Below are 22,469 nucleotides of genomic sequence, written 5' to 3'. Positions count from 1 at the left end.
GTTCAATGCGCGCGCAAGGGCTCGCTCCTGCCCGGCGAGAGGTATCGGCACACGCTCGGATCGGTGCCGACTGCGCTTGCGGAGAAAGAGTTTTGTTGCAAAACTATCTGCACGCTCCCGACGAGACCCGCACCCCTGCGACCGCGGCGCGCCCATGACAAGGAGGCCATGTTGAAGATCGTCATCGCCGGGGCCGGCATCGGCGGGCTCGCCGCTGCCCTGAGCCTGCACCGCGCGGGCTTCCGCGACATCACCGTCTACGAGCGCGTGCGCGAGCTCAAGCCGCTCGGCGTCGGCATCAACCTGCTGCCGCACGCGGTGCGCGAGCTCACCGAGCTCGGCCTCGCCGACGAGGTCGCCTCGATCGGCGTGCCGCCGAGCCGCCTCTCGTACTACAACCGCTTCGGGCAGCCCATCTGGTCGGAGCCCCGCGGCCTCGACGCCGGCTACCGCTGGCCGCAGCTCTCGGTGCACCGCGGCGAGTTCCAGCTGCTGCTCGCCCGCGAGGTGGAGCGCCGCCTCGGGCCCGACACGATCCGCCTCGGCTGCCGGCTCGTCGGCGTCGAGCACCTCGAGACCGACTCGCCCGTCGCCCGGGTGGCCGGCCACGCCGAGTTCGCCAAGTTCGTGCGCGAGGGCGGCGACGGCCGGCCCGAGGAGTTCGAGGTCGCCGCCGACGTCGTCATCGGCGCCGACGGCATCCACTCGGCGATGCGCGCCCAGGCCTACCCCGATGAGGGCGGCCCCGTGTGGAACGGCCTCATCCTCTGGCGGGGCACCGCGACCGTGCCGACCTACCTCGACGGCCGCACCATGATCATGGCGGGCGACGGCGAGCAGAAGTTCGTCTCGTACCCCCTCGTCGCCCCCGGCGCCGACGCGGGCGCAACCCGCCTCAACTTCATCGCCGAGCGACGAGCGCCCGAGGGCGTCGACGAGACCGCCGACTGGAACCACGCCGTCGACGCGGGCCCCATCGAACGGCTCTTCGCCGACTGGAGCTTCGACTGGCTCGACGTGCCCGCGGTCATCGCTGCCGCCGACGAGATCCTCGAGTACCCGATGGTCGACCGGAACGTGCTGCCGCAGTGGACCTTCGGCGGCTCGACGCTCATCGGCGACGCCGCGCATGCGATGTACCCGAACGGGTCGAACGGCGCTTCGCAGGCGATCATCGACGGGCGCACGCTCGCCTTCCACCTCGCGAACGAGGCATCCGGTCCGGAGGTCTCGACCGACGCCGAGGCGCGTGCCGGTGCCGTGCGCCGCGCCCTCGCGGCCTACGAGGCCGACCGCCGTCCCACGACCGCGCGGCTGCTCGAGATGACCCGGCAGCTCGGGCCCGAGAAGGTCATGCAGCTCGCCTACGACCGCGCGCCCGAGGGGTTCGCCGACATCCACGACGTCATCCCCGCCGAGGAACTGCAGGAGATCGCCGACGGGTACAAGCGCACCGCCGGCTTCCACCCCGCCGCGCTCAACGAGCGAGCGTCGCTCACGCCCGAGTCGGCGCCGCCGATGGCAGACTGAACGGATGACCGAGGGACAGCCGGCACAGGAGCTCGCGCGGCTGGGCTCGATCGTGTCGCCGCTGCGGCGCGGCCTGCTCAAGGCCGCCCGCACGGCCGCGCACCTGCCCGACCTGCCCGACGCGCACATCGAGGTGCTGCGCGCGCTGCCGCGCGGCGTCATGCGATCGCCGGGGGAGCTCGCCACCGAGCTCGGCCTCAGCCGGCCGACCGTGAGCAACCTGCTGAAGGCGATGGAGTCGGCGGGGCTCGTGACCCGCGAAGTGCCCGAGACCGACCGGCGCCGCGTCGAGGTGCGGGCCTCGACGCGGGCGCTCTCGCTCTTCGACCGGTTCGACGGGGCGAGCGAGGCGATCCTCGTCGCATCGCTCGCCCGGCTCGACGACGCCGACCGTGCGGCGCTCGCCGTCGCACTGCCCGCGCTCGAGCGCCTGCGCGACGTCGTGCAGGAGGCGGCGCGAGGCTGAGCGCCTCGCGCGGAAGTGGCCCCGCCGACGACGCTCGGCGGACGCGCTCGGTCGGCGACAGGTTCAGACGGTGCCGAACGGGTTGTCGATCACGTACCGCCAGCCGTGCTGCTCGTCGTACCGGGCGACGTCGGCCGTGATGCCCCAGAGCGACACCTCCGAGCCGTCGGGACCGGCACCCGCGATCGCCCACTCGGCCATCACGAGGCCGGTCCCGCCCGTGACGAACGCGTGCTTGGTGCGCATCGAGATCGGCAGCCGCAACGCGAGGAACTGCTCGAGTGCCGGGCGCACGGCATCGCCCTCGACCGGCTGGCCCGGGGCCGGCACGAACACCGCGCCGGGCTCGTTGAGGTCGAGCAGGCCTTCGAGGTCCTGGGCGTTGAAGCGCTCGGCGAAGGCGAGGGGCAGGGCGCCGAGGTCGGTGACGGGAATAGACATGGAGGCTCCGATCTTCGAGTAGGTGACCCGGAGGACGGGTCATCGAGAAAGACGTCGACGAGCGAGAGATGTGACAGATGCCCTCATCCGCCCCTCAGGAGAGCACGCTGCTCGAACTCATCGCCGATGAGCCCCAGCGGCTCCGTCGTCGCGCGCTCAGTCTCGGAATCCATCCCGACGACGCCGACGACCTCGCGCAGACCGTGCTGCTGCGCGCCTGGAAGGCGATCGACGGCGTGCGCGACCCCGGCGCGGGCACGGTGTGCGCGTGGGTCGACGCGATCGCGCGCAACACCGCCGTCGACCACCTCCGCGGGCGGCGCTTCGACGACCGGCTCGACGCCGAGTCGCACGTCGTCGCACCGTCGGTCGACGAGCGCATCGAAGCACGCGTCGACCTTCGCGCGACCCTCAGCGCGATCGGCGACCTGCCCGAGCCGCTACGGACCCCACTCGTGCTCTCGGCGCTCGAGGATCGATCGGGCAACGAGATCGCCGAGTTGCTCGGCATCAGCCCGGCGCTCGTGCGCCAGCGGATCAGACGGGCGCGCCAGCGCTTGGCCGCCGCGCTCTCGTCGCGCGCTGTCGAGCCCGACCCGGGCTGAGCCGGGGGGTTGCGGGGACGCTCGCCGCGCTCGCTCCTCAACCCGCGAGCGGGAGCGCGATCGGCAGCACCTCGGCGCCGGGCAGGCCGGCGAGGTACGCGCCCGACACGAGCAGCTTCGCGTCGCGGTTGCCGCCGCCGACGATGAGGCGTTCGTGCGCGGCGACCGACTCGTCGACGAGGATCGGCCAGCCCTCGGGCAGGCCGAGGGGTGTGATGCCGCCGACCTGCATGCCGGTGAGCTCGACCGCGAGGTCCATGGGCGCGAACGACAGCTTGCGGGCGTCGAGGCGCCGTCGCACCGCGCCGTTCACATCGAGCCGGTCGGCGCCGCGCACGAGGCACGCGGCGTACCAGGTGCGGTCGCCGCGGCGGGCCTGCACGACGACGCAGTTCGCGCCGTCGCCGGGCGAGACCTCGTAGTGCTCACAGAACGCGGCGGTGTCGGCGAGCGACGGGTCGATCGACGCGACGAGCACGTCGCGATCGGGCGCGGCGGCCAGTGCGGCGGCGGTCGGCGGGGCGAGCAGCTCGGGCGAATCGACGGCGGGCGAGAAGTCGAGGGTTCCGAAGCGCATGGTCGCAGCGTAGCGGCGACCGGTGGAGCGGGACTCGAACTTCCGATCGATGCCGGGCTCCGAGGCATCCGCGTACCCTCGGAGGGGAGGGAACACCATGGATCTCGAGCCGATGCTCTTGAAGCTCGACCGCATCGCCGGCGGCCGCGCCGCGGGCGTGAAGGTCGCGGACGAACTCGTCGGCCACCCGCGCACCCGCCGCGCGTTCACGTGGATCACCTGGCTGCTCGCGCTCGAGGTGCTCATCGGGCTCGCGGCGTTCGTCGTCGCGGCCGTGCTGTTCTTCAACGGCACGGTGCTCGCGTTCCCGGTGTGGATGCGCATCCTCGTCGTGCTCGGCATGACCGTCACGCTCTTCTACTTCGCCTGGCGGGCGCAGAAGGGCTACCGCTGGGCGTACTCGCGGCTGCGGCTGTTCAGCAAGATCTTCCCGGTCGTGACGCTCGTGATGGCCGCGATCCCGGGGCTCTTCCCGTTCTGGATGGTGACCGAGCAGATCGTGTTCAGCCTCATCCTGATCGGCATCGCCGACTTCCTCGACAGCGACCACATGCGGCAGGTGTTCCGGAAGCCGGACGAGCAGACCGGGCACGCGGTCTCGTAACGGCGCTCAGAACCGGCGGGCGAGCAACCGGGATGCCTCGTGCGTGAGCCCCGCGATCACGTCGGCGACCGGGCGTGACGTGCGCAGCAGCCCGACCCCCTGACCGGCGTCGAAGGGCACGAGGTCGTGCTCGCCGGCGGAGTTGGCGCGTGCGAACTCGGCCTTGAACGCGTCGAGACCGTCGCCGTGGCTCTCGCCGCGCAGCTCGGGCACGCGGTGCTCCCATTCGTCGACGAAGTCGTTGCGGATGACCCGCTCGGGGAAGCGGTCGGGCCACGGCAGCCCGAGTGCGGCATCGGCCGCGCTCGTGTTGACCGTGTCGTCGCCCGTCGCGGCGAAGATCACCGGCTTCGCCGACTCGGGCGTGAGCGCCTCGGGGCTCGCGATGAACGCGGTGCCGATCCAAGCGGCGTCGGCACCGGCCGCGAGCACCGCCGCGAGGCTGCGACCCGAGCCGATCCCGCCGGAGGCGAGCACCGCGGGTGACCCCGAGCGACCGGTCGACTCGTGCGCGCCGGTCGCCCCGGCGGCGGCCCGGCGGTCGTCCAGCGCGTCGAGCACCGCGTCGAGCAGGGCGAGCGTTCCCATGCGCGGGTCGCCGTGCCCGCCGCCCTCCGCGCCGCGGGCCACGATGACGTCGACCCCGGCATCGGCCGCGACGACCGCCTCGGCCGCGGTGTAGACCTGCGTCGCCGCGAGGCATCCGGCCCCGTGCACGCGGTCGACCCAGTCGAAGCGGGTTGCGAAGCCGACCGAGACGAGCGCCGGGCGGGCCTCGAGCGCGACGTCGAACATCGCCGGGTCGCGTTCGAGCCCCCAGTGCACCATGCCGATGCCGAACGGGCGCCGGCCTCCTGCCGCCTCGAACTCGGCGCGCTGCGCCGTGAGCTTCGCCGCCGAGCCCGCGCTGCCCATGCCGATCATGCCGAGCGCGCCCGCACGGGACACCGCGTCGGCGAAGCGTCCGCCGGCGACGCCGCCCATCGGCGCGCTGACGATCGGCGTGGCGAGGCCGAGCGAACGCGACCACGCCGTCGAGAGCACCGGGGTGGCGTCGCTCACGACTGCACCTCCTGTTCGGCCGCCCAGCTCACGAACGCCGGATCGGCCGAGACGATCCGCGACACCTCCTCGCCGCCGTCGCACCGGCACAGGCTCACGATCGCGCCGTCGTCGGTCAGCTCGCGCAGGGCCCAAGTTCCGCCGAAGCTCTCCCAGCGCTCGAGCTCCTCGAGCGGGGTACGGGCGACGCGGGATGCCTCGGGCTGCGCCCGCCCCGAGACATCCGGAAGCGAAGCGGCAGTGGGCGACGTGCGCGTCCATCCGACCTGCTCGCCGCGGTCGAAGAAGTGGCGGAAGCTGTAGATGAGCGGGTGCCACGCGTGCGGGTCGACGTGCTGGGTGCCGGGCACGTTGAGCTCGGGCAGGGCGTGCACGCGCACCACCTCGACCTCGACCATGAAGTACCCGGCGTCGACGCCGGAGGTCATGCGGCGCACCCGGCCCTCGAACTGCAGCGGCGCCTCGCGCACGCGCGGTGATGAGACCAGGTCGGACGGCTGCGCGCTGAACCCCGCGAGCTCGAACTTGCGCGGCTCGAACCGGTACTGATCGGCCTTCGCGTCGGGCACCGGGTCGCGACCGGTGACGGCCGAGAGCCGCTCGACCTCGCGCCACTGCTTCGCCGCGGGGAAGTTGACCGTCAGCTGCGGACGTTCGAGCAGGTTCTGCGCCGACTGGCCGTCGGCCTCGAGTCCGAGCACGAGCATGCGCCCGAGCGCCCAATGGCTCGACGCGGGCGCGAGGTTCGCCGTGCCGTCGGCGTTCTCGGTGACGACGAGGTAGACGGGCGTGCCCACGTAGAGCACGGTCGGCTCGATGACGAGGTGCTCGTCGTTCACGGCGGGGTCGGGCGCATCGGCTCGCGGCATTGTTCGCCTCCCGGCGGTCGGTTCGCGGATGCCTCAACGCTACGCCCGCACGCTGCCCGCGCCGCCGTATGTGACGACGCGGGCACCGCGGATCGGGGGTCAGGCAGCGCCGGACTCCGCCCCGAGATGGCCCCGGCGTTCGGGCCCGAACCCGCCTGGGTGCGGATGAGCCGGAGCACCTCGAGCACCCGCAGCGAGAGGGCCCGTGGCATCCGCCATGAATCAGCTACGACGCGCTGAGGTGGGTTCGAACCGACCTCAGCGCGCCGAACCCACCTCAGCGCGGAACGGCCCCGCGTCGAGCAGCTCGCGCGCGCTCAGCGCATCGAGTCGAGGATCGCGACCAGCTGCTCGAACGTCGTCATCGGGTTGATGATCGCGAACCGGGTGTTCGGCCGCCCGGCGTGCGAGCTCGGCGTGACGAACGCGCGCTGCTCGTCGAGCAGCTTCGCCGACCAGCGCTCGTAGTCGTCCATCGTCCATCCGTCGCGCTCGAACACGACGATCGACAGCTGCGGGTCGCGCACGAGCCGCAGCTCGGGTCGGGTGCGGATCTCGTCGGCGATGCGCTGGGCGAGCTCGAGCGAGTTCGTGATCGCGGCGCGGTACGCGGCGGCGCCGTAGGTCGCGAGCGAGAACCAGAACGGCAGGCCGCGCGGGCGGCGGGTCAGCTGCACCGCGAAGTCCGACGGGCTCCACTCGGGCTTGCCCGTGAGGGTGTCGAGGTACTCGGCGTGCTGCGTGTGGGCGCGGCGGCCGATCTCGGGGTCGCGGTAGATGAGCGCGCACGCGTCGAAGGGGGCGAACAGCCACTTGTGCGGGTCGACGATCACCGAGTCGGCCCGCTCGACGCCGGCGTAACGGGCACGGGCGACCGGCGAGAGCATGCCGGTGAGGCCGTAGGCGCCGTCGATGTGCAGCCAGAAGTCGTACTCGTCCTTGAGCGCGGCGATCGAGGCGACGTCGTCGACGATGCCGAAGTTCGTCGAGCCGGTCGTCGCGATCACCGCGAACACGTCGTCGCCGTGCTCTTCGAGCGCCGCGCGCACGGCGTCGCCGCGAAGCATGCCGTCGTCGCCGGCCGGAACGAGCACGACGTCGACGTCCATGACCTTCGCGGCCGACTTGTTCGACGAGTGCGCCTCGGTCGAGCAGACGAGCTTCCAGCGGGCGGGCATCGGCGCGCCGGTGGCGGCGCGCTTCTCGCGGGCGAGTTCGCGCGCGGCGACGAGCGCCGAGAGGTTGCCGATCGTGCCGCCCTGCACGAACACGCCGCCGGCACCAGTCGGCAGGCCGAACTCGTTCGCGAGCCAGGCGAGCACCTCGTTCTCGGCGTGCACGGCGCCGGAACCCTCCATCCAGCTGCCGCCGTAGAGGCTCGACGCCGAGACGACGAGGTCGAACGCCATCGCGGCCTTCGTCGGTGCCGCGGGGATGAACGAGAGGTACTGCGGGTGGTCGATCGTGATGCACGCGGGCGCGAGCACGTGCTCGAAGATCGAGAGCGCACGGCTCGCGCCGATGCCGCGCTCGTCGATGGTGCGGCCGGCCAGGCGCTGCAGCTCGGCCTCGGTCTCGGGCTTGTCGAGCGGAGTGTCGGTCGAGAGCAGGCGCCGACGCGAGTAGTCGAGCACCAGGTCGACGATCGATTCGGTCTCTCCGGTGACGGCGTGCATGCGGGTCGCGTCGATCGACGAGGACGCCGCGGCGGCGCCCCGCTCGGAAGCGGCGGTGGTCGCGCGGGCGGGGGATTCTGGTGCGGTGCCCATGTCTGTCCTCTCGAATGGCAGAGCAAGTCTCACCCCTGATGGGGTTTCACGCAACTTCCTCGCACAGATCGCGATCGAAGCGCAACGATCCATTGTCCGATGCGATTCTGTGCAAGCTCCGTGCGTCGGCCTGCACACGGTGCTCCGGCCTCGCGGCGGGCGCGTCGGCGGGATGGCGCACACTGGAGAGGTGACCGCAGACGCCGAGCTCGACTGGCGCGCGCCGCACCCGACCGACCTGCACCAGACCGTCGGCGCGCTGCGCCGCGGCCCCCGCGACCCGAGCTTCGCCACCGCGCCCGACCGCTCGGTCTGGCGCACGACGCGGATGCCCTCGGGCATCGCGACGATGCGGCTCTCGCAGCGCGGCACCGACGAGTTCCGCTGCGAGGCCTGGGGGCCGGGCGCGGCGGAGGCCGCGGCATCCGCCCCCGAGCTGGTGGGAGCGCGCGACGCGACCGATGCGTTCGAGCCGTTGCTGCCGCGGCTCGCCGACGCGCATCGGCGCAATCCGGGCATGCGGGTCGCGCGCAGCGGTCGCGTCTTCGAGACGCTCGTGCCCGCCGTGCTCGAGCAGAAGGTGATCACGCTGCAGGCCCACGACTCCTGGCGCGCGCTGCTGCAGCGGTTCGGCGAACCGGCGCCGGGGCCCGTGCCGCGCACGATGCGGGTGGCGCCGTCGGCCGACGGCTGGCGGCGCATCCCGAGCTGGGAGTGGCACCGGGCCGGCGTCGACCCGAAGCGCTCGCGCACGATCGTCGCGCTCGCCCCGTACGCCGCGCGCATCGACGAGGCCGCGTCGATGACGCCCGCCGACGCGTTCGCCCGGCTCACCCACTTCACGGGCGTCGGGGCGTGGACGGCCGCCGAGGTCGCCCAGCGCGCGCTCGGCGACGCCGACGCCGTCTCGGTCGGCGACTACCACCTCGCGAACTTCGTCGGGCACGCGCTCGAGGGCCGTGACATGACCGACGACGAGATGCTCGCCGCGCTCGAGCCGTGGGCGGGCCAGCGCTACCGGGTCATCCGGCTGCTCGGGTACTCGGGTGCGCGCGGCAAGCCGCGCCGCGGCCCGCGCATGGAGTTCGTCGACCATCGCGGCCGCTAGTTCGTCGACGCGGGTCGATCGATAGGCGCGCAGCGCCGGATCGAGACCACTGCCCGTGGTCTCGACACGCTCCTTCGTCGCTCCTCGACGGCCTACCCGCCCAGCACGGCGTCGAGCGCAGGGTGCAGGTGGCGGGTCGTCAGCACGGATGCCGCGTGCCGGGCGCCCGCCGCGAGTGCCTCGGGCAGCTCGGCTCCGTCGAGGGTGGCGTCGAGCACTCCCGACATGAATGCGTCGCCTGCGCCGTTCGTGTCGAGCACGTCGACGGGCGCCGCGTCGACCCGGTGTTCGCGACCGGCGGCGTCGAGCGCGACCGCGCCCTCGGCGCCGAGCGTGCACACCGCGATCGAGGCGCCGCCGTCGATGAGGGTGCGCAGGAACGGCACCGGATCGCCGATGCCGTCGGCGTTCATGAACACGGCGTCGGCGGCCTCGATGAACGGGCGGTGGAACGCCGCCCGTCCGTCGTAGTCGTGGATGTCGGTCCAGATCGGACGGCCGGTCGCGCGAGCGGCGGGAATGAGCCGGCCGGCCTCGGGCGCGAGGTCGAGCACGATGGCCGCGGCATCCGCCATCGCCTGGCTCACGGATGCCTCGGTCGCCTGCCGCGACTCGGCCGACGCCTCGCCCGGGGAGGAGAGGTAGAGCGACACGCGCTCGCCGGCGGGGGTCATGAGGTTGAGGTGCCGCTCGGTCGCGCCGGTCGGCCCGACGATGAGTTCGACCCCGGCCGCCTGCAACGCCGCCGATACGCGAGCGCCGTCGGCGTCGGCCCCGATGAGCGTGTAGAACGCGGGGCGGCGGCCGAGGCCGGCGAGGCCGAGCGCCTTGCCCGCCGAGGTGCCGCCGACGGTCTCGTGTTCGGAGAGTGCGAACTGCATATGCGGCACCGGCTCGGGCAGCCGGTCGAGCAGGACGATGCGGTTCCAGGACGCCGGGCCGGCGATGAAAACGTTTGCAGTCACGAGCTCCATCCTGTCGGACGCGGACGCCTCGCGCGATGTCGGTCTCGGCGGGCTCGCATTCGTCGAACGGATGGCTCAGAGGGATTCTGCGCCCGTGACTCGCGTGGCCCGGTCGTCGGCGCGCTGCCATTCGACGAGGGGCTGCAGCAGTTCCATGAGTTGGAGTGCGCGGGTGCTCGGCGTGTAGTGGATCGTGACGGGGGTCGTCGGGCGCACGTGCCGCTCGATCAGCCCGTCGGCCTCGAGCTCTCGCAGTCGTGCGGTGAGCACCCGGTCGGAGATGCCGTGCACGGTGTCGCGGTACTCGCTGAAGCGCCGCGCGCCGCGCACTCCCGCGAGCAGGATCGCGGCGTTCCACTTGCGGCCCGCGAACTCGATCGCGCCCGTGAACCGGCGGCACGCCTCGTCGTCGATGTGCCCGAGCTCGCGCAGGCGCGCCGAGCGGCGCGCGCCGAGCTCGTCGGCCGAACGCCCGGCCGAGCCGCCCTCGGCCTCGCGGGAATACTCCATGTGCTCCGCTCCTTCACTTACTTCGAGTAAGCAGCTTACCTGCTGTGTGCGCGGGTCGCGGCATCCCGGAATGATGGAAACCCGACCCCCGCTGGAACGGAGCACCATGCACTACGGACGCGAACTGCAGTTCGGCACCTTCGTCACGCCCGTCAACGACCCGCCGCAGCAGGCGGTGCGGCTCGCCGAGCTCAGCGAGACGCTCGGCTACGACCTCGTGACCTTCCAGGACCACCCGTACCAGCCGGCGTTCCACGACACGTGGACGCTCATGAGCTGGGTCGCCGCGCGCACGAGCCGCATCCACGTCGCCGGCAACGTGCTCAACGTGCCGCTCCAGCGCGAGCCCGCCGTGCTCGCCCGCGCCTCGGCCAGCCTCGACCTGCTGAGCGGCGGCCGCTTCGAGCTCGCCCTCGGCGCGGGCGGCTTCTGGGACGCGATCGCCGCGATCGGCGGTCGCCGACTCACGCCCGGCCAGGCGGTCGAGGCACTCGACGAGGCGATCCGCATCATCCGCGGCACCTGGGACGCCGGCAACCGCGACCGTTTCACCGTGCCGGGCGAGTACTACCACGTCGACGGCGCGAAGCGCGGGCCGGCGCCGGCGCACGACATCCCCATCTGGATCGGCGCGCTCAAGCCCCGCATGCTGCGCCTCATCGGCCGCGCGGGCGACGGCTGGCTGCCCTCGCTCGCGTACCTGCAGCCCGGTGACTACGCCGACGGCGCCGCACGCATCGACGAGGCCGCACTGAAGGCCGGGCGCAACCCGGCCGAGATCCGCCGGCTCATCAACGTCGCCGGGCGGTTCACGAACGGCGCGGGAGGCGGGGGCGACGTACGGCGCCGCGGCGGCGCGATCGAGGGCGCGCCCGCCGACTGGGTCGAGCAGCTGCTGCCGTTCGTCGTCGACGACGGGGCCGACACGTTCATCCTCGCGGGCGACGACCCGACGAGCATGCAGCGCTTCATCGAGGAGGTCGCGCCCGCCCTGCGCGAGGCGGTCGAGCGGGAGCTCGGGCCGGATGCCTCGGCCGCCGTGATCCGCTCGACCGCGTCGCTCGCGAAGCGCCGCGACGGGATCGACTACGACGCCGTGCCCGCCTCGCTCGCGGCATCCGCGATCGAACCGGGCGACGCGAAGTTCGCGCGCGTGCGCTCGACCTACCTGCGCGGCGGCGACCCCGGACTCGTGCTGCAGCCGACCACGACCGCCGAGGTCGTCGACGCGGTCGCGTTCGCACGCGCGAACCCCGACGTGCCGCTCGGCATCCGCAGTGCCGGGCACGGCATCAGCGGCCGCTCGACGAACGACGGCGGCATCGTCATCGACCTCTCGCGCATGCGCGCGATCGACGTGCTCGACGAGGCATCCCGGCTGGTGCGCATCGAACCGGGCGCCCGCTGGAAGGACGTCGCCGCCGCCCTCGAACCGCACGGCTGGGCGCTGAGCTCGGGCGACTACGGCGGGGTCGGCGTCGGCGGACTCGCGACGGCCGGCGGCATCGGCTGGCTCGTACGCGAGCACGGCCTCACGATCGACCACCTGCGCGCGGTCGAACTCGTGCTCGCCGACGGCAGCGTCGTGCGCGCGAGCGCCGACGAACGGCCCGACCTGTTCTGGGCCGTGCGCGGCGCGGGTGCGAACATCGGCATCGCGACGGCCTTCGAGTTCGAGGTCGACGAGGTCGGCACGGTCGCGTTCGCGCAGCTCACCTTCGACGCGAGCGACACGGAGGCATTCCTCCTCGCGTGGAGCGACTGGGTCGTCGACGCGCCGCGCGACCTGACGAGCTTCCTGCTCGTGCAGCCCGCGGGCGGCGGCAGGCCGCCGATCGCGCACGTGATGGCGGTCGTCGACTCCGACGACGCCGACACCGTGCTCGCCCGGCTGCAGCCGATCGCCGACGCCGCCCCGCTCGTCGGGCAGGACGTGCGCCTCACGAGCTACCGCGGCATCATCTCGAACTCGAGCGACGGCGGCCACAGCGCCGAGGGCGAGCCGCTCTCGCGCACGGGCCTCATCGGGCGCTTCACGCCCGAGTTCGCCCGCGACGTCGCGCGGTTCCTCGAGACGGGGGCGAGCTACTTCTTCCAGGTGCGGGCCGCCGGCGGTGCGGTGCACGACGTGCCGGCGGATGCCACGGCCTACGCCCACCGCGACGCCGAGTTCTCGGTCGTCGCGATGGGGACCCGCGCTCGCCGGACTTCGGAGACCTGGGACGAGTTGCTCGCCCCGCACATGTCGGGCGCCTACCTGAGCTTCGAGACCGAGGTCGGGCCGGCGCAGCTCGCCGCCGCCTTCCCGCCCGCGACGCTCGAGCGGCTGCGCCGCATCAAGGCCGAGGTCGACCCGGGCAACCTGTTCAGGGACAACGCGAGCGTCGCGACCGAGGTCGGGGTGTAGGCCTACTCGTCCTTGCTGCCGAACCTCGGCGGATTGTCGACGGCCGGCCGCTCGGCGACGACCGGGAACGCCCCCGTGTGCCCCTCGCGCTCGAGCGCCGCCTCGGCGATGCGCTTGCGGAAGGCGAACCAGCCGATGACCAGCAGCGGGATGAGCGCGAGGCTGCAGATCAGCACCCATCGCCCGGTCGGCGAGAACGCCATCGTGACGAGCACGAACGCGAGGAACGCGAGCGTGAGGTACCCGGTCCAGGGGGCGCCCCACAGCCGGAACGACGGCCGCTCGAGACGCCCCTCCTTCGCCCACTTCGCGAGCTTCATCTGGCAGAGGATGATCGTCGCCCAACCGCCGATGATGCCGACCGCCGCGACCTCGAGCACGATCTCGAACGCCTCCGACGGCACGAGCGCGTTGAGCCCGACGCCGAACAGCGTGATGACCGCGGTGAGCAGGATGCCGCCGTAGGGCACGCCGCTCTTGCTCATGCGCTCCGTGAAACGGGGCGCCGAGCCGTTGACCGCCATCGACCGCAGGATGCGCCCGGTCGAGTAGAGGCCGGCGTTGAGCGACGACAGCGCCGCGGTGAGCACGACGAAGTTCATCACCGACGCAGAGACCGCGCCCGCCTCCGGCGATCCGATGTGCGAGAAGAACGTCACGAACGGCGACTCGTCGGCCTGGTACACGGTGTACGGCAGCAGCAGCGAGAGCAGCAGGATCGAGCCGAGGTAGAACACCGCGATGCGGAGCACGACCGTGTTGACCGCCTTCGGCATGATCTTGCGCGGCTCGGCGGTCTCACCGGCGGCGGTGCCGACGAGCTCGATCGCCGCGTAGGCGAACACGACGCCCGAGATCGCGAGGATCGGCGGGATGATGCCCGTCGGGAACCACCCGCCGTTGTCGGCGATCACGCTGAACCCGGTCGGGCCGACGTCGGTCTGCCCGATGAAGACGATGAAGATGACGCCGATGACGAGGAACGCGATGAGCGCGGCGACCTTGATGAGCGCGAACCAGAACTCCATCTCGCCGAACATCTTCACCGAGACGAGGTTGAGCGACAGCACCACGATGAGCGCGACGAGGGCGATCACCCACTGGGGGATCGCCTCGAGCGCCGGGAAGTACTGGCCCCAGAACTTCACGTAGAGGGCTGCGGCCGTGACATCCACGATCGAGGTGAACGCCCAGTTCAGGAAGTAGAGCCAGCCCGCGGTGTAGGCCATCTTCTCGCCGTAGAACTCGCGCGCGTACGAGACGAACGAGCCCGACGAGGGTCGGTGCAGCACGAGCTCGCCGAGCGCGCGCAGGATCAGGAAGGCGAAGAACCCGCAGATCGCGTAGACGATCAGGAGCGACGGGCCCGAGCTGTTGAGCCGCCCGCCGGCGCCCATGAAGAGGCCCGTGCCGATCGCGCCGCCGATCGCGATCATCTGGATCTGCCGGGGTTTGAGGCTCTTGTGGTAGCCGTGCTCCTCGTTCGAGAAGTCCTGCACGGCGAGCATCTCGTCGCCGATGCGCTCCCGCGTGTTCTCGAGGTCGTCGACCGGATCGTGATCCGGGATGTGATCGTGCTGGGTCGTCATCGCGGTTCCCCCTCCGCCGAGACGGTCGCGATCGATGCCGGGACGGCATCGTCACGGTCGGCTGGGTCACACGATACGCGCGGCCCGGGCGGGTGCGCGAGCGTTTCGGGGGTGCGGCAGGCGCACGAGGGCGGATGCCTCGCCGCCGCGGTCGGGCGTCAGGCGGCGTGTCGCGCGCGCGGGGCGGACGCTGCGGCGAAGGTGAAGCGCGACCGGTGCTGCCCGTGCCGACGCGCCCGCACGCGCTGGGCGCGCGGCGGTACGGTGGCGGCGGCCGCCGCAGCCACCAGTCGGCCGTCGAACTCGTCGGCGATGCGCGACTCGGAGTTCGGGCGCAGGTGGTTGGCGCCCCGCGGGCAGGAGCAGGCCAGGCGGGTCTCCTCGCCGAGCGGTCCGAACACGAACTCGAGGTGGTGGGCCATGGCGCTTCCCCTTCCTGACGGCAGAACTGATGGCTCTACCCGAAGAGATGCACCGCGACGCCGATCATGACGCGGGTTCGCGCCAACGTTCCCGCAGCCATGCCAGTCCGGCTTCGCCCTCGCTGCGCTGGAAGGCGCGAAGGGTCGGCATCCCGGGCGGCGCGGGCCGTCGTGCCTTGTCGAAGAACATGCCGGTCACGGCCGCGAGCACCGCGTCGATCTCGTCGGCGGAGACCCCGGCGAAGACGGGATGCGCCGCCAGGGTCGCCTCGGCGTCGAACGCCTCGCGGCGGTGCCGGGCGTCGAACACGTACATGAGCGCGTCGAACCAGGGCGCGCCGATCGCGGCCCACGGCCAGTCGACGATCCAGATGCGCCCGTCGGCGTCGACGAGCAGGTTGTCGGCGCGCGAGTCGAGGTGCACGAGATGGTCGCCGGCGACGGCCGACGGTGCACGACGGGATGCCTCGGCGAGGCGCCCGAGATTCGACCGTGCCCACTCGGGCAGCGTGTCGAGTGCGGCGTCGTGCGCGAGATCGTCCCAACCGCGGGCGTCCTCGGCGATCTCGTCGGAGGCATCCGGCAGTTCGATCGCGAGCGTGCCGCGCACGCGCGGCAGCGAACCGAGCGCATCGAGCACGCGCGCCAGGTCTGAACCGTCGAGGCCCGCCCCGGGGTGCACCCCCGCGATGTCGTCGAGCACGAGCGCGACCCAGCCGCCGCGGTCGACACCGCCGAGCAGGCTCGGGGCGGCGACGCCGTCGGGCATCGCGCGCATGACGGCGAGCTCCCGCCGGTGCAGCGCGGTGGTGCCGGCGTTGTGTCCGTCGAACGCCGTCTTGACGAACGCACGGCGACCCGACGCCGTGACCACGCGGTCGGCCGTGCCCGACGAGAATCCGTGCGACTGGCTCACGGCCTCGACGACGGGCGAGCCGAGCACCGCCTCGATCTCAGCACGCAGGTCGTCGGGCAGTTCGGACCACGTCATCCGCGCCTGCGGCTGCGGCTGAGCGTCGCGCAAGTCCTCGAGCAGGACGCGCGGGTGCTCGGCCGGCGCGTCGATCCGCGTCTCGACGCGGCGGATGAGCCCCGCGCCGATGACGAACGTGATGCGCCGGTACAGTGTCGCGCCGCCGAACTCGAAGGTCTCGAGGCCGAGCGCGTTCACGAGCCGCAGCTCGGGGTCGGCGAGGAGCGGGTACGGCAGATGCAGGCGTTCGGCGGCCTCGCGCTGCTCCTCGTGCCGTTGGGCGGAGAGGCCGAGCAGCCGGTAGCCGATCTCGCCGAACTCGGCGTTCAGGTCGCGGAACTCGCACGACTCGGCGGTGCACCCCTGCGCCCCCGGCAGCGCCGCCCACTGCTCGGCGTCGGGCTCGCCGGGGCGACTGATGCGCGGGTACACGAACAGCACGGCGTCGCCGAGCATCGGATCGGCCAGGTCGACGGGCGCGCCGGTCGTCGCGGCGAACGAGAGGGGCGGCAGCGCGCGGCCCACGAGTTCGGGGCGTGGCGACGAGCGGGCGGAGGTCACCTTCTCGAGACTATCGACCGGAGGGAGCCGTACCCGCCGCTGCGTGTTGACGGCGGTCGCACGCAGCGGTAGACAGGCCGCAGGCTCTGCCGGGCGTCCGCTTCGGCGGGGAGGGAGGGGCGGAGATGACCGACGACGACGAGCGCCCGCCGATGCGGGAGATGCGGTCGGCCGAGTGCTGGGAGCGGATCGAGCAGGCGCCGTACGGCCGGGTCGGCACGTACGCCGGCGGCGAGATGGACCTGTTCCCCGTGAACCACGGCGTAGATCGGCACAGCATCGTGTTCCGCACCGCACCCGGCACGAAGCTGCTCGCGATGACCGTGGAGCGGGACGTCCTGTTCGAGGTGGACGGCGTCGACGGCGGCGAGGCGTTCAGCGTGGTCGTGAAGGGGCGCGCTGCACGACTCGAACAGGAACGGGAGATCGACGCCGCCGAGCGCCTCGGCATCACGACGTGGGCGCCAGGCCGGAAGGATCGCTGGGTGCGGATCAGCCCCCGCGACATCCAGGGCCGGGCGTTCGAACTGCCGCCCGGGGCGGCCGCCGATCGCTGAACCGCGCAGGCGGTCGGGGCGAGGGTCAGCCTTCGACGCCCCGGATCTCGAGGCTGATCTGCTCGGCGTCGAGTCCTTCGAGCGCGGCGTTGAGCGCGGCGGCACTGAAGCGACCCTCGTCGCGCGCGTCGAGCAGGGCGTCGCGCTCGGCCTCGATCATGCGCACGCGCAGGCGGCGCACCTGCCCGGGGTCGACCCTGGGGGCCGTCCGGCCGGGCTCGGCGCCGCTCGCGGCCGCGGTCGCGATCATGGCCGTGTCGAGTTCACGCCGGTCGCCGCTCGAGGGGGCGCGAGCCTCGACGGCGTCCGTCGCGTCCGCGCCGTCGGGCTCGTCGGTGCCCTCGTCCATCGACAGCTGCCAGGCAGCGCGCAACTTCTCGGCGACCGCGCGCAGTTCGGGGTCGTCGGAGTCCGCGAGCTCGCTCATCGCCGCCCGGCGCAGCACCCCGCGCAGTTCGCGCCGCTCGGCCGCGTCGGCACTCGTGTCGCGCGCGGGCACGAGCCAGCGCACGAGCCACGGCAGCGTGCCGCCCTGCACGAGCAGCGAACCGACCGCGACGAGGAAGGCGATGAACACGAGCAGCGACCGACTCGGGGTGTCGGACGGCAGCGTCTGCGCGGCGGCCAGCGTGACGACGCCGCGCATGCCCGCCCACACGACGATGGTGCCCTCGCGCCATCCGAGCCGCTCGTCGAGGTAGTAGTCGATGTCGGCGACCCGGCGGCGGAAGATCGCACGGAACCGTTCGGCCTGCGCGGGCGTCGGCTCGGGGTCGCCGCGGCGTGGGCGCTTCGCGCGCCGCGCCTCGTATTCGGCTCGCCGCCGCTCGAGCTCGGGCGTCGTCGACGGGATGCCCCTGGCCCGGTCGTCGAGCACCGACTTGATGGTCGCCGCACGCTTCGCGCGCCTCGCGAGCCCGCCGAACAGCGAGGCGACGTAGGCCGCCCTGATCAGCACCGTCGCCACGAGCGCGATGGCCGCGAGCCCCGCCGCGTGCCAGGCACCGGCATGGGATGCCTCGACGTCGTCGACGATCGCGGTCAGCTCGAGTCCCATGACGAGGAACACCGCTCCCTCGAGCACGAGCTCGACCGTTCGCCAGTTCTGCACGTCGGAGAGGCGGTGCTGCGGGCTCAGGAACTTCGCGGCCCCGCGTCCCGTCACGATACCGGCGACCACGGCGGCCACGAGTCCCGAGGCACCCAGGCGCTCGGCCGGCAGCGACGCGATGAACGGCATCGTGAAGGAGATCACCGTGTTCACCGTCGGGTTCGAGACGCGGGCGCGGACGCGCAGGTTGAGCCAGCCGACCGCCCCGCCGATGATGACGGCCACGACGACGGCGTAGACGAACGAGCCGGCGACCGACCACAGCGACACCGAGGCGGCGATGCCCGCGATCGACGCGCGCAGCAGCACGAGCGCCGAGGCGTCGTTGAGCAGGCTCTCGCCCTCGAGCAGGGCGACGACGCGCGGCGAGACGCCGAGGCGTTTCACGATCGAGGTCGCGACCGCGTCGGTCGGGCTCACGATCGCGCCGAGCGCGATGCCGCCGGCGATGCCGAGGTCGGGGATGAGCCACGCGAACAGCAGGCCGAGCAGCACCGAGGTGACGACGACGAGCACGACCGACAGCCCGCCGATCGTCGAGAAGTCGCGGCGGAACTCCATCGTCGGCATCGACACGGCGGCCGAGTAGAGCAGCGGCGGCAGCACGCCTGCGAGGATCCACTCGGGGTCGATCTCGAAGGCGGGCACGACCGGCAGCAGGCCGATGCCGAGGCCGAGGAGCGTGAGCAGCAGCGGGGCCGCCACCCCGAGCTTCGGCCCGAACGCGGTGGCGGCGGCGATGGCGAGCAGGGCGAGCACTCCGGCCAGCAGCAGGTCCATCCGCCCATTCTGGCCCCGCAGAGGGTCGAGGGGCAGCGAACCGACGTCCGGTCCTCGTCGGCGGCGATATCCGTCGCGCGGGGGATCCGTCGGCGCCGAGGCATCCGGCAGCCTTGAGCCGATGGACCTCGATCTCCTGAGCGCCGCCGCCCTCACCGGCCCCGCGCTGCTCGGCGCACTCGCGCTGCTCGCGCTCGTCGACTCGACGAGCTTCGGCACCCTCCTCATCCCGACCTGGCTGCTCCTCGCCCCCGGCCGGCTCCGACCCGGCCGCATCCTCGCGTACCTCGCGACCGTCGCCGGCTTCTACCTGCTGGTCGGGGTCGTGCTGCTCACGGTCGCCGGGGCGGCGCTGCCGCAGCTCGCGGCGATCACGACGACGCCGGCGTTCCTCTGGGGGCAGCTCGTCGTCGGTGCCGGCCTGCTCGTCGGCTCGTTCTTCATCGGCGGCAAGCGCAAGCGCAGCGGCCCCGGCAGGTTCTCGCGCTGGCGCGAGCGGGCCGTGACGGACGTGTCGGGCGACGAGGGCGGCCTGCTGCCGCTCATGGGGCTCGCGATCGCGGCCGCGGCGGTCGAGGTCGCCTCGATGCTGCCCTACCTGATCGGCATCGGCCTGCTCTCGACCTCCGACTTCGACGCGGGCGCGCGCCTGCTCGTGCTCGCCGGGTACTGCCTCGTCATGGTGCTGCCTGCGCTCGTGCTGCTCGTGCTGCGCATCGTGGCGGCGCGAGCGATCGAGCGTCCGCTCGAACGCTTCGGCGCCTGGATGGAACGCAGTGCCGCCGACCTGACCGGGTGGATCGTCGGCATCATCGGCTTCCTGCTCGCCCGCGAGTCCGTCGTGGCGCTCGGCCTGTTCGGCGGCACGGTCGGGTACTGAGCCCCATCGCGCGCCGGCCGCGCGTCGCCGGCACGCTGTCGGACGGTCGTGGTCGACTCGTGGCATGGGTTTCGACGCGACGTTCCTGGGGGTGGCGGCGCCGATGCCGCGGGTGGCCGGGCCGGGCGCCCCCGAGTGCGTCGAACTCGACTACGTGCACTTCACGGTCGTGCTCGACCCGGCGCGGCGGCTCGCACGGGTCACGGGCGTCAACGTCGACGGTGCGGCGCTCGTCGACCTCGACCGGGGCGGTGACGAGTGGCGACTCGACGACCGGGTGCCCGCCGACTGGCAGGCGGGCCCCGTGGTCTACGCCGACAACGACTTCGATCGCGGTCATCTCGTGCGGCGTCGCGACCCGGTGTGGGGCGAGCGCGCCGTCGCCGCGAGGGCGAACGCCGACACCTTCCACTACACGAACGCGGCGCCGCAGGCGTCGGGCTTCAACCAGTCGAAGGAGCTCTGGCTCGGCCTCGAAGACCACGTGCTCGCCTACGCAGAGGCGACCGCGCAGCGGCTGAGCGTGTTCACGGCGCCCGTGCTCGCCGCCGGCGACCCCGAGTACCGAGGCATCCGGGTGCCGCTCCGGTTCTGGAAGGTCGTCGCCTGGAACGCCCGTGGCGCGCTCGCCGCGACCGCGTTCATCGTCGACCAGGCGCCGCTCGTCGACACGAGCGAGGCCCGGCCGGTCGTCGGCGGGGCGCCGCCGCTCGGCCCGTTCCGCACATTCCAGGTTCCCGTGGCGGATGTCGCGGAGCTGACCGGCCTCGAGATGCCCGAGCTCATTGCCGCCGACGTGCTTCCGCCGACCGCGATCGCCGCCGGCTGGCGGCGCATCGAATCGTTCGACGAGGTGCTGCTGCACGCATCGTCGGTCGAGTAGGCGCGAAGCGCCGTATCGAGGCCACGGGCGGGGTCTCGATACGCGTGCTCCTTCGTCGTGCGCTACTCGGCCGGCGGGGGGTGGTGCCACGATGGAGGCATGGAAGCGGCGAGCGGCTCCATCACGACCGACGTGCTCATCGTGGGCGCGGGCCCGAGCGGCCTCATGCTCGCGGTCAGCCTCGCGAAGCTCGGCGTGGACGCGCTCATCGTCGATGGCAAGAGCGGCCCCACCCGCGAGTCGCGTGCGCTCGGCGTGCAGGCCCGTTCGATGGAGCTCTACGACCAGCTCGGCCTCGTCGACCGCGTGCTCGCCGAGCGCGCGCCCGCCGCCGCGATCGCGCCGGGGGCGGGCCTTCGGGCGTTCGGCACGGTCGAGTTCCGCGGACTCGGCGACGGCATCACGCCCTACCCCGACATCACCGTCTTCGAGCAGAGCCGCAACGAGCGGCTGCTCGTCGACGCGCTCGCCGAGGCCGGCCGCGAGGTGCTCTGGGGGCATCGCCTCGAGCGCCTCGAGGTCGAGCAGGGCGCGGGCGCCGAGGCATCCACCGTCGTCGCCGAGCTCGCCGCGCCGGGCGGTGACCGCCGCACGGTTCGCGCGCGGTACTGCGTGGGTGCCGACGGCGCGCACTCGAGGGTGCGTGAGTCGCTCGGCATCGCGTTCGAGGGCGTCACGAACGAGTACACGTACTACATCGCCGACGCGCTCGGCGTGTCCGGCCTCGTCGGCGACGCGATCAACCTGCGGTTCACGACCGAGCACTTCATTCTGGCGTTCCCGATGGGCGGCACGCGCATGCGGCTGCTCGGCATCGTGCGCGACGCCGACCTCGACGCCGACGGGAACCTGCACGAGGAGCGCGTGCGCGAGCTCGTCGGCCGCGAGTTCGGCGTGGAGTACTCCGAGAGCGCCTGGTTCACGACCTACCGGGTGCACCACCGGCTCGCCGCACGGTTCCGCGAGGGGCCGTGCTTCGTCGTCGGCGACGCGGCGCACATCCACTCGCCGGTCGGCGCTCAGGGCATGAACACGGGCCTGCAGGAGGCGCACAACCTCGCGTGCGCGCTGGCCGACGTCATCGTCGGCGGCATGCCCGACGCCCGGCTCGACCGGTACGAGGCCGAGCGCCGCCCGGTCGGCGAGACCCTCGTCGCGACGACGGACCGGCTCTTCGGCGAGGTCACGTCCGAGTCGCGGTTCGCGCGCTTCGTGCGCGGGCGCGCGCTGCCCGCGCTCGGTCCGATCGGGGTCCGGTTGCTGCCGTTCGTGGCGGGTCGCCGCGTGTTCGGCTATCTCTCGCAGACGCGCATCAGGTACGAGGTGCCGGATGCCTCGGCCGCGGGCCGATCGCGGCGGGAACGTCGTCGCGGGGCGGTGGTCGGAGTGCGGCTGCCGTGGACGGGCGGCAACTACGAGGTGCTGCGATCGATGCAGTGGCAGCTGCACGGCTACGGCGTGCCCGAGCGGGTGGTGCTGCGCATCGCGCGCGAGCTCGGCGTCGAGCCGCACGTGTTCCCGAGCGACCGCGGGGTGCGGGGGCGTCCACGGCTGCGCCACGACCGGGTGTATCTCGTGCGTCGCGACGGGTTCGTCATGGCCGAGGTGCGTGCACCGGGGCTCGGCACCGACCTCGATGCGGCGCACGCCGCGATGTTCGCCGACGCCCGCTGAGCGCGCCGAGTGTGCGCAAACGCACACCGCGTGTGCGGGATCGGGGCTTGCCGCTCGCATCGATGCACGGTGAGAATCGCCTGCATCGCGACCCCCGATCGCGGGCCACACTACAAGGAGGTAGTC

21 protein-coding genes are annotated in these 22,469 nt (G+C 72.7%); 10 read left to right on the top strand and 11 right to left on the bottom strand.

Features of this window, described 5'->3' with window-relative positions; translation table 11 throughout:
* Positions 1-168 precede the first annotated feature (168 nt).
* The gene (locus ACFWGP_RS01540) at positions 169-1,530 is read left to right on the top strand and encodes a flavin-dependent oxidoreductase (protein ID WP_376929985.1); all 1,362 of its coding nucleotides are present in this window, start codon (positions 169-171) and stop codon (positions 1,528-1,530) included.
* Positions 1,531-1,534: 4 nt separating this feature from the next.
* Positions 1,535-1,996, top strand: coding sequence for a MarR family winged helix-turn-helix transcriptional regulator (locus ACFWGP_RS01535; protein ID WP_376929984.1), 462 nt, complete (start codon positions 1,535-1,537; stop codon positions 1,994-1,996).
* A 63-nt stretch (positions 1,997-2,059) separates the two neighbouring features.
* Here ACFWGP_RS01535 and ACFWGP_RS01530 read toward each other — a convergent pair whose 3' ends face one another.
* Positions 2,060-2,437, bottom strand: a complete 378-nt coding sequence (locus ACFWGP_RS01530) for a nuclear transport factor 2 family protein (RefSeq protein WP_231429205.1) — start codon at positions 2,435-2,437, stop codon at positions 2,060-2,062.
* 77 nt (positions 2,438-2,514) lie between these two features.
* Between ACFWGP_RS01530 and ACFWGP_RS01525 the strand changes: the two genes are divergently transcribed.
* Positions 2,515-3,042, top strand: a complete 528-nt coding sequence (locus tag ACFWGP_RS01525; RefSeq protein ID WP_376929983.1) for an RNA polymerase sigma factor — start codon at positions 2,515-2,517, stop codon at positions 3,040-3,042.
* 37 nt (positions 3,043-3,079) lie between these two features.
* Here ACFWGP_RS01525 and ACFWGP_RS01520 read toward each other — a convergent pair whose 3' ends face one another.
* Entirely contained in the window at positions 3,080-3,619 is a 540-nt protein-coding gene (locus ACFWGP_RS01520; RefSeq protein WP_275505924.1) for a YbaK/EbsC family protein, read from the bottom strand.
* A 97-nt stretch (positions 3,620-3,716) separates the two neighbouring features.
* On the opposite strand from ACFWGP_RS01520, the gene ACFWGP_RS01515 reads away from it, so the two are divergent.
* Positions 3,717-4,223, top strand: coding sequence for a hypothetical protein (locus ACFWGP_RS01515; RefSeq protein ID WP_231429202.1), 507 nt, complete (start codon positions 3,717-3,719; stop codon positions 4,221-4,223).
* Positions 4,224-4,229: 6 nt separating this feature from the next.
* Here the strand turns inward: ACFWGP_RS01515 and ACFWGP_RS01510 are convergent, their stop codons facing one another.
* The 3 genes from ACFWGP_RS01510 to ACFWGP_RS01500 form a co-directional block, all read right to left on the bottom strand.
* On the bottom strand, positions 4,230-5,285 hold the full coding sequence (locus ACFWGP_RS01510) for an NAD(P)H-dependent flavin oxidoreductase (protein ID WP_376929982.1): 1,056 nt from the start codon (positions 5,283-5,285) through the stop codon (positions 4,230-4,232).
* The gene (locus ACFWGP_RS01505) at positions 5,282-6,154 is read right to left on the bottom strand and encodes a flavin reductase family protein (protein WP_376929981.1); all 873 of its coding nucleotides are present in this window, start codon (positions 6,152-6,154) and stop codon (positions 5,282-5,284) included. Before ACFWGP_RS01505 ends, ACFWGP_RS01510 begins: the two co-directional genes overlap by 4 nt.
* A gap of 317 nt (positions 6,155-6,471) precedes the next feature.
* A complete protein-coding gene (locus ACFWGP_RS01500; protein WP_231432214.1) occupies positions 6,472-7,830 on the bottom strand; it encodes an aminotransferase class V-fold PLP-dependent enzyme in 1,359 nt (452 codons plus the stop codon).
* A 283-nt stretch (positions 7,831-8,113) separates the two neighbouring features.
* On the opposite strand from ACFWGP_RS01500, the gene ACFWGP_RS01495 reads away from it, so the two are divergent.
* Positions 8,114-9,031 (top strand): DNA-3-methyladenine glycosylase, encoded by a 918-nt coding sequence (locus tag ACFWGP_RS01495; protein ID WP_275505927.1) that lies wholly within the window; start codon positions 8,114-8,116, stop codon positions 9,029-9,031.
* A gap of 92 nt (positions 9,032-9,123) precedes the next feature.
* On the opposite strand, the gene ACFWGP_RS01490 is transcribed toward ACFWGP_RS01495, so the two are convergent.
* Both ACFWGP_RS01490 and ACFWGP_RS01485 read right to left on the bottom strand, forming a co-directional pair.
* Positions 9,124-9,996, bottom strand: coding sequence for a carbohydrate kinase family protein (locus ACFWGP_RS01490; protein WP_231429198.1), 873 nt, complete (start codon positions 9,994-9,996; stop codon positions 9,124-9,126).
* A 75-nt stretch (positions 9,997-10,071) separates the two neighbouring features.
* On the bottom strand, positions 10,072-10,506 hold the full coding sequence (locus tag ACFWGP_RS01485; RefSeq protein ID WP_231429197.1) for a helix-turn-helix domain-containing protein: 435 nt from the start codon (positions 10,504-10,506) through the stop codon (positions 10,072-10,074).
* 106 nt (positions 10,507-10,612) lie between these two features.
* Between ACFWGP_RS01485 and ACFWGP_RS01480 the strand changes: the two genes are divergently transcribed.
* On the top strand, positions 10,613-12,913 hold the full coding sequence (locus ACFWGP_RS01480) for an LLM class flavin-dependent oxidoreductase (protein WP_376929980.1): 2,301 nt from the start codon (positions 10,613-10,615) through the stop codon (positions 12,911-12,913).
* Between the two features lie 2 nt (positions 12,914-12,915).
* Here ACFWGP_RS01480 and ACFWGP_RS01475 read toward each other — a convergent pair whose 3' ends face one another.
* The 3 genes from ACFWGP_RS01475 to ACFWGP_RS01465 form a co-directional block, all read right to left on the bottom strand.
* Complete coding sequence (locus tag ACFWGP_RS01475; protein WP_231432213.1) at positions 12,916-14,421, bottom strand: amino acid permease; 1,506 nt, start codon at positions 14,419-14,421, stop codon at positions 12,916-12,918.
* Between the two features lie 239 nt (positions 14,422-14,660).
* Positions 14,661-14,924 carry a hypothetical protein gene (locus ACFWGP_RS01470; RefSeq protein ID WP_231429195.1) on the bottom strand — a complete coding sequence of 88 codons (264 nt, stop codon included), beginning with the start codon at positions 14,922-14,924 and terminating at the stop codon, positions 14,661-14,663.
* A gap of 64 nt (positions 14,925-14,988) precedes the next feature.
* The gene (locus ACFWGP_RS01465; protein WP_376929979.1) at positions 14,989-16,458 is read right to left on the bottom strand and encodes a redoxin domain-containing protein; all 1,470 of its coding nucleotides are present in this window, start codon (positions 16,456-16,458) and stop codon (positions 14,989-14,991) included.
* 125 nt (positions 16,459-16,583) lie between these two features.
* Here ACFWGP_RS01465 and ACFWGP_RS01460 point away from each other — a divergent pair, with 125 nt between their 5' ends.
* Positions 16,584-17,015, top strand: coding sequence for a pyridoxamine 5'-phosphate oxidase family protein (locus tag ACFWGP_RS01460; RefSeq protein WP_231429194.1), 432 nt, complete (start codon positions 16,584-16,586; stop codon positions 17,013-17,015).
* Between the two features lie 25 nt (positions 17,016-17,040).
* Here ACFWGP_RS01460 and ACFWGP_RS01455 read toward each other — a convergent pair whose 3' ends face one another.
* On the bottom strand, positions 17,041-18,906 hold the full coding sequence (locus ACFWGP_RS01455; protein WP_376929978.1) for a cation:proton antiporter: 1,866 nt from the start codon (positions 18,904-18,906) through the stop codon (positions 17,041-17,043).
* Between the two features lie 121 nt (positions 18,907-19,027).
* On the opposite strand from ACFWGP_RS01455, the gene ACFWGP_RS01450 reads away from it, so the two are divergent.
* The 3 genes from ACFWGP_RS01450 (at position 19,028) to ACFWGP_RS01440 (ending at position 22,343) form a co-directional block, all read left to right on the top strand.
* On the top strand, positions 19,028-19,786 hold the full coding sequence (locus tag ACFWGP_RS01450) for a GAP family protein (protein WP_231429192.1): 759 nt from the start codon (positions 19,028-19,030) through the stop codon (positions 19,784-19,786).
* Between the two features lie 64 nt (positions 19,787-19,850).
* Positions 19,851-20,669, top strand: a complete 819-nt coding sequence (locus tag ACFWGP_RS01445) for a DNA/RNA non-specific endonuclease (protein WP_376929977.1) — start codon at positions 19,851-19,853, stop codon at positions 20,667-20,669.
* Positions 20,670-20,768: 99 nt separating this feature from the next.
* Positions 20,769-22,343 (top strand): FAD-dependent monooxygenase, encoded by a 1,575-nt coding sequence (locus tag ACFWGP_RS01440; RefSeq protein ID WP_376929976.1) that lies wholly within the window; start codon positions 20,769-20,771, stop codon positions 22,341-22,343.
* The last annotated feature ends 126 nt before the right edge of the window (positions 22,344-22,469 follow it).

Source organism: Agromyces sp. NPDC127015, from assembly GCF_042725165.1.
In the GTDB taxonomy this organism is placed as follows: Bacteria; Actinomycetota; Actinomycetes; order Actinomycetales; family Microbacteriaceae; genus Agromyces; species Agromyces chromiiresistens.
This window is presented reverse-complemented; position numbering and strand designations above follow the sequence as displayed.